Raw genomic sequence first — 6,170 nt, forward strand, 5'->3', positions numbered from 1 at the left:
CACTGGGCCAACGGCGGGGTCACCGACGTCGGCAACGCGGCCCTGCTCTGCGGGCGGCATCACACGATCGTGCACCAGCGCGGCTGGACCGCGACGGTCACGGCGACCGGGGTCACCTGGCACACCTGAGGCCCCCGCCCCTCACCCGGCCGGTGACGGCCGGGCCAGCGGCATGCCCGAAGTCGCGTGGTCGTGCCGCCGGGGAGCCTGGCACGGCATACCCAAGGGTGTTGCGGGCCAGGGATGAGGAAGCAGGGATGAGGAAGGCCCCCGACCAGCTGGTCGGGGGCCTTCCTCGCGGGCTGTGGGGATCAGCGGGTGCTGGTCTCCGAGCCCTCCTCTTCATGCGGGGCGTAGGCGTCGACGTCGTCGCGCTCGTCCGCGCCACCGTGCAGCTGGCCAACCCACTGCGGGCGACCCTCGATGGAGTGCAGCGCCTCCTCCTCGTGGCCGTCGTGGTGTGCGGCAGCCAGCTCGGCGGGGGTGACGGGGTCGACCCGGTCCTCGAAGTAGAACTTCGAGAGCTTGGCCCGCAGCCGCTCCTTGGCCGCGCCCGGACGGCGGACGCCGTTGGCGTCGACCGAGGAGCCGAGCTCCAGCGGACGGTGAGCCTCGTGCTGCACCAGCGTCCAGCGCTCGAGCTCGCCCAGCGGCTCGTGGACCTCGAAGAAGCGGCCCTCGGCGGTGCGCACGATCCGGCCGGTCTCGCGACCGTGCAGGACGAGGTCGCGGTCACGGCGCTGCAGGCTCAGGCAGATCCGCTTGGTGACCCAGAAGGCCAGCGGGGGAGCGACGAGCAGCAGCACCCGGAAGGTATTGGTGATGTCGTTGATCGACAGGCCCAGCTTGATGGCGATCAGGTCGTTGCCTGCGGCGAAGAACAGGATGCCGTAGAAGACCAGGGCCATGACGCCGATGCCGGTGCGCGTCGGGGCGTTGCGCGGGCGGTCCAGCAGGTGGTGCTCGCGCTTGTCACCGGTGACCCACGCCTCGAGGAAGGGGTAGGCGCCGGCGAGGCCGTACAGCACCGGGATCAGCAGGAGCGCCGGGATGAAGACGTTCAGCCCGAGCGTGAAGCCCCAGAAGTGCAGCTCGGTCCAGCCCGGCATCAGGCGCAGCGCGCCGTCGGCGAAGCCCATGTACCAGTCAGGCTGCGAGCCCGCAGTGACCGGTGACGGGTCGTACGGGCCGTACATCCAGATCGGGTTGATCGTGACCAGGGCCGAGATGAGGGCCGTGACACCGAAGACGATGAAGAAGAAGCCACCGGCCTTGGCGATGTAGACCGGCATGAGCGGGTAGCCCACGACGTTCTCGTTCGTGCGGCCCGGCCCGGGGTACTGGGTGTGCTTGTGCACCATGACCAGGACGATGTGGGCGGTGAACAGGCCCACGATGATCGCCGGGATCAGCAGCACGTGGACGGTGTAGAGGCGGGGGATGATCGCCTCGCCCGGGAAGGCGCCGCCGAAGACGAAGTAGGCCATGTAGGAGCCGATCACCGGCATGGACTGCATGAAGCCCTCGGCCGCACGCAGACCGGTGCCCGAGAGCAGGTCGTCCGGCAGCGAGTAGCCGGCGAAGCCCTCGACGATGGCCAGCATCGACAGGATGGTGCCGATGACCCAGTTGATCTCGCGCGGCTTGCGGAACGCGCCGGTGAAGAACACGCGGAACATGTGGACCATGATCGACACGATGAACAGCAGGGCTGCCCAGTGGTGGATCTGACGGATGATCAGGCCACCGCGGACGTCGAACGAGATGTCCAGCGTGGACTTGTAGGCCTCGCTCATGGCGATGCCCTTGAGCGGGACGTGCGACCCGTTGTAGATCACGTGGCCCGCGCTCGGGACGAACCAGAAGGTCAGGAACGTGCCCGAGAGCAGCAGGATCACGAGGGAGTACATCGCGATCTCGCCGAGCATGAAGGACCAGTGGTCCGGGAAGACCTTCTTCAGCAGGTAGCGGACCGGCTTGGCGATGCCCGTACGGTCATCGACCCAGCCGCCCACGCCTCCGGCAACCTTGAGGGGACCAGCGACGGCCTCGGCCGGCCTGGCGTCGTTGGCGCGCAGGCTCGCTGCGCCCTTGGGGGTGGTGCTGGTGCTCATCCGCGCTCCCAGAAGCTCGGGCCAACCGCCTCGCGGAAGGGTGCGTCCGCAACGAGGTAGCCCTCGTTGTCAACCGTGATCTTCAGCTGCGGCAGGGGCCGGCCGGCCGGGCCGAAGATGACCTTGCAGTCCTGCGTCACGTCGAACGTCGACTGGTGGCAGGGGCACAGCAGGTGGTGCGTCTGCTGCTCGTAGAGGCCTACGGGGCAACCCACGTGGGTGCAGATCTTCGAGTAGGCCACGATCCCATCGTGACCCCAGTCGCGCTCCTTGGCCACCGTGATGTCGTCCGGGTCGAGGCGCATGAGCAGGACCGCGGCCTTGCCCTTCTCCTCGAGGACGTGCTCGCTCTTGTCGATGCCCTCGGGCATGACGTGGAAGACGGAGCCGATCGTGACGTCCGTGGCCTTGATCGGGGTGCCCTCGGGGTCGCGCATGAGCTTCATGCCCTTGCGCCAGAACGTCGTGGACAGGGCGTCGCCGGGCAGGGGGCCGAGGCCACCGGCGACCTGCAGCACCAGCGGCACGGCGAACAGGCCGAGGGCGCCACCGAGGGTGTACTTGATCAGCGGGCGACGGCCGAGCTGGGCCTGGTCGCCACCGCCGAGGATCGTGTCGACGGCCGCGGCGCGGTCCTCGTCCTGGGAGCGCAGCGTGTGGCGCTCCTCCACGACCTCCTCGTCGGGCATGAGCGTCTTGGCCCAGTGGACCGCACCGGCGCCGATCATGAAGAGGCTGACCGCCAGGCTGACGCCGAGGACGACGTTCTGCAGGTTGGCCAGGCCGATGCCCGGCAGGAAGACCTGGGTCCCGTGGTCGATGGCGAAGTAGGCCACGATGAAGACCAGCGTGCCGATGATCGACAGCGTAAAGAGCGTCGCCACCTGCTTCTCGGCCTTGCGGGCGGCCTTCTCGTCGACATCCGCCGAGCGGTGGATGTGCGCCGGGAGACCGGGGTTGGTGAAGCGCTCCGGGATGCCCCCGGTGCCTTCGATGTGCCCCTGGTCGAGGCGGACGGCCTCGGTGGACGTGCCGTCCGGGGCCTCGGTGCCGTGTTCGTTCATCGTGTGGTCGATCCTGTCGATTCGCGGTCGGTCAGTCGCGTGTCATGCAGAGGTGCAGCCATCGTCACGCTGCCTTCGAGCCCAGCCACACGGCGCACGCGATGAGGATGCCGATGCCGAAGATCCAGACGAACAGGCCCTCGGAGACGGGACCGAGGTTGCCCAGGCTCAGACCGCCGGGGTTGTCGGCCTTGTCGACCTCGTGCAGGTAGCTGATGATGTTGTTCTTGTCCGTGGGGGACAGGTTGGTGTCGTTGAAGACGGGCATCGACTGCGGGCCGGTGAGCATGGCCTCGTAGATGTGCTTGCCCTCGACGTTGCGCAGGCTCGGGGCGAACTTGCCGCGGGTCAGCGCGCCGCCGGAGCCGGCGAAGTTGTGGCACATGGCGCAGTTGACGCGGAACAGCTCCGCACCCTTGGCGACGTCACCGTTGCCGTTGGTGTCCGCGGCGTCCGGCACGGCCGGCCCCGGGGCGAGCGAGGCGACGTAGGCCGCCATCTGCGCGATCTGCTGGTCGGTGAACTTCACGTCGTTGTTGCGCTTGGCCTGGACCGCGGGCCCGGCGAGCGGCATACGGCCGGTGCCGACCTGGAAGTCGACGGCGGCGGCACCCACGCCGACGAGGGTCGGGCCGGCCTTGCTGCCCTCAGCGTTGAGGCCGTGGCAGGTGGCGCAGTTGGCCAGGAAGAGCTTCTTGCCCTCGGCAACGTCATCGGCGGTGGCGGTCGCCGCCTGCGCGGGCTTGGGCGCGAGGGCGGCGTAGAGCCCACCCATGGCGACCAGCCCCAGCAGCAGGAGGATGACGATCGCCGCCGGGTGGCGGCGGCGGGCGGCCAGTGCGTTCACAGTGCGGTCCTGTCGGCGTCGGTGCGGAGGTCGGGGTTCACGGTCAGGGTCACTTGAGCAGGTAGATGGTCGCGAACAGTGCGATCCACACCACGTCGACGAAGTGCCAGTAGTACGAGGTGACGATGGCGCCCGTGGCCTGTGCGTGGGTGTAGCGGCGGGTCGTGAAGGTGCGGCCGATGATCAGCAGGAACGCCAGCAGCCCACCGGTGACGTGCAGGGCGTGGAAGCCCGTCGTCAGGTAGAAGACCGAGCCGTAGGCGTTGGCCGAGATCGACAGGCCCTCGTGGACGAGCGTGGCGTACTCCAGCACCTGGCCGGAGACGAAGATCGCGCCGAACACGTAGGTCAGGACGTACCACTCGCGCATGCCCCACGTGCTCAGCTGCAGCAGCGAGCCCGTGCGCGCCGGCTGGCCGTGCTCGGCCTTGAACACGCCGAGCTGGCACCACACCGACGAGATGACCAGCACGAGGGTGTTGACCGTCGCGTAGGGCACGTTGAGGTGCTCGGTCTGCGTCTTCCACAGCTCGGGGGAGACGGAGCGGATGGTGAAGTACATCGCGAACAGGCCTGCGAAGAACATGAGCTCGCTCGCCAGCCACACGATGGTGCCCACCGAGGTCATGTTCGGTCGGGTCACCGGGCCGTGGCCGGGGATCGTGCCTGCTGGGGTACTGGAGTGAACTGCTGATGCGGTCGCCACGGCGGCCATTATTGCCCCATTCCCTCGGAGGTGGGTCGGCGACCCCCCGGTCACTGCGCTCGGGGCCCCGTGATCACGCGCGACGCCCCTGCTGGCGGCCGTCATCGTTGCGCCCGAACGCCTTCGGTAGCATCTGGCCCATGACCGTTTCGCACGCTCCGTCGGCCCCTTCCGCTGCGATCGAGGGCGCGCCCACCGCGGCCGGCTCGACGGTGCCGCACCGCGTCCAGGTCCTGCTCTACAGCGACGACGTGGCCACCCGTGACGCCGTGCGCGTGGCAGTGGGCCGACGTCCCGCCCGCGACGTCGAGGTCGCCTCCTGGCGCGAGTGCGCGACGGCCCCGGCCGTCATCGAGGCCGTGGAGCAGGGCGGTTTCGACCTGCTCATCCTCGACGGTGAGGCTGCCCCGACCGGGGGCCTGGGCCTGTGCCGCCAGCTCAAGAACGAGATCTACAACTGCCCGCCCGTCCTCGTGCTGACCGGCCGCCCGCAGGACGGCTGGCTCGCGGCCTGGTCGCAGGCCGACCTGGCCGTTCCCCACCCGCTCGACCCGATCGCGGTGGCCCAGGCCGTCGCGGAGCTGGCTCGTGCGGCGGGGACCTCCACCTCCGGCAGCTGACGTGGCTGCGGACACGCCGGCGTCCGGGACGACGACCTGGCCGGCGGTGTTCACCTCGCTGCTCGCCGGGCACGACCTGAGCTCGGCCGATGCGGCCTGGGCGATGGACCGCATCATGAGTGGTGAGGCCACGCCCGCACAGGTGGCCGGCTTCCTCGTGGCGCTGCGCGCCAAGGGCGAGACGGTCGAGGAGATGCGCGGCCTGGCGGACATGATGCTGCAGCACGCCAACCGCATCGTGGTCGCGGGGCCGAGCCTGGACATCGTCGGCACCGGCGGCGACCGGGCGCACACGGTGAACATCTCGACGATGGCCTCGATCGTGTGTGCCGCCGCCGGCATCAAGGTGGTCAAGCACGGCAACCGGGCGGCGTCGTCCAGCTCCGGTTCGGCCGACGTGCTCGAGGCGCTCGGGGTCAACCTCACGATCCCGCCGGAGCGCGTGGTCGAGGTCGCCGAGCGGGCCGGCATCACGTTCTGCTTCGCGCAGACCTTCCACCCCTCGTTCCGCCACACGGCGGCGCCCCGGCGCGACCTGGGCATCGGGACCGCCTTCAACGCCCTCGGCCCGCTGACCAACCCGGCCCAGCCGACCTACGCGGCCGTGGGCGTCGCGGACGCGCGGCTGGCGCCGCTGATGGCCGGGGTCTTCGCCGGGCGGGGCAAGGACGCGGCGGTCTTCCGGGGCGATGACAGCCTCGACGAGCTGACCGTCTCCACCACGTCCTCGGTGTGGTGGGTCCGTGGTGGCGTCGTGCGCGAGTACACGCTCGACCCGCGCGAGCTCGGCCTCGAGCTGCACCCGCTGGAGTCCCTGCG

At 69.7% G+C, this 6,170-nt stretch carries 6 protein-coding genes; 2 read left to right on the forward strand and 4 right to left on the reverse strand.

What is annotated here, in order from left to right:
• Positions 1-311: 311 nt before the first annotated feature.
• From qcrB to ctaE, 4 genes are all read right to left on the reverse strand, one after another.
• Complete coding sequence (gene qcrB, locus ACXVGS_RS18525) at positions 312-2,114, reverse strand: cytochrome bc1 complex cytochrome b subunit (protein ID WP_458534781.1); 1,803 nt, start codon at positions 2,112-2,114, stop codon at positions 312-314.
• On the reverse strand, positions 2,111-3,178 hold the full coding sequence (qcrA, locus tag ACXVGS_RS18530; protein ID WP_458532732.1) for a cytochrome bc1 complex Rieske iron-sulfur subunit: 1,068 nt from the start codon (positions 3,176-3,178) through the stop codon (positions 2,111-2,113). Before qcrA ends, qcrB begins: the two co-directional genes overlap by 4 nt.
• Before the next feature lie 64 nt (positions 3,179-3,242).
• Positions 3,243-4,025, reverse strand: coding sequence for a cytochrome bc1 complex diheme cytochrome c subunit (qcrC, locus tag ACXVGS_RS18535; protein WP_458532733.1), 783 nt, complete (start codon positions 4,023-4,025; stop codon positions 3,243-3,245).
• A 49-nt stretch (positions 4,026-4,074) separates the two neighbouring features.
• The gene (ctaE, locus tag ACXVGS_RS18540; protein WP_458532734.1) at positions 4,075-4,740 is read right to left on the reverse strand and encodes an aa3-type cytochrome oxidase subunit III; all 666 of its coding nucleotides are present in this window, start codon (positions 4,738-4,740) and stop codon (positions 4,075-4,077) included.
• 131 nt (positions 4,741-4,871) lie between these two features.
• Here ctaE and ACXVGS_RS18545 point away from each other — a divergent pair, with 131 nt between their 5' ends.
• Both ACXVGS_RS18545 and trpD read left to right on the forward strand, forming a co-directional pair.
• Complete coding sequence (locus ACXVGS_RS18545) at positions 4,872-5,351, forward strand: hypothetical protein (RefSeq protein ID WP_458533990.1); 480 nt, start codon at positions 4,872-4,874, stop codon at positions 5,349-5,351.
• 1 nt (position 5,352) lies between these two features.
• On the forward strand, positions 5,353-6,170 hold an 818-nt coding region (gene trpD, locus ACXVGS_RS18550), incomplete at its 3' end, for an anthranilate phosphoribosyltransferase (protein WP_458538198.1).

This window comes from Oryzihumus sp., from assembly GCF_054325275.1.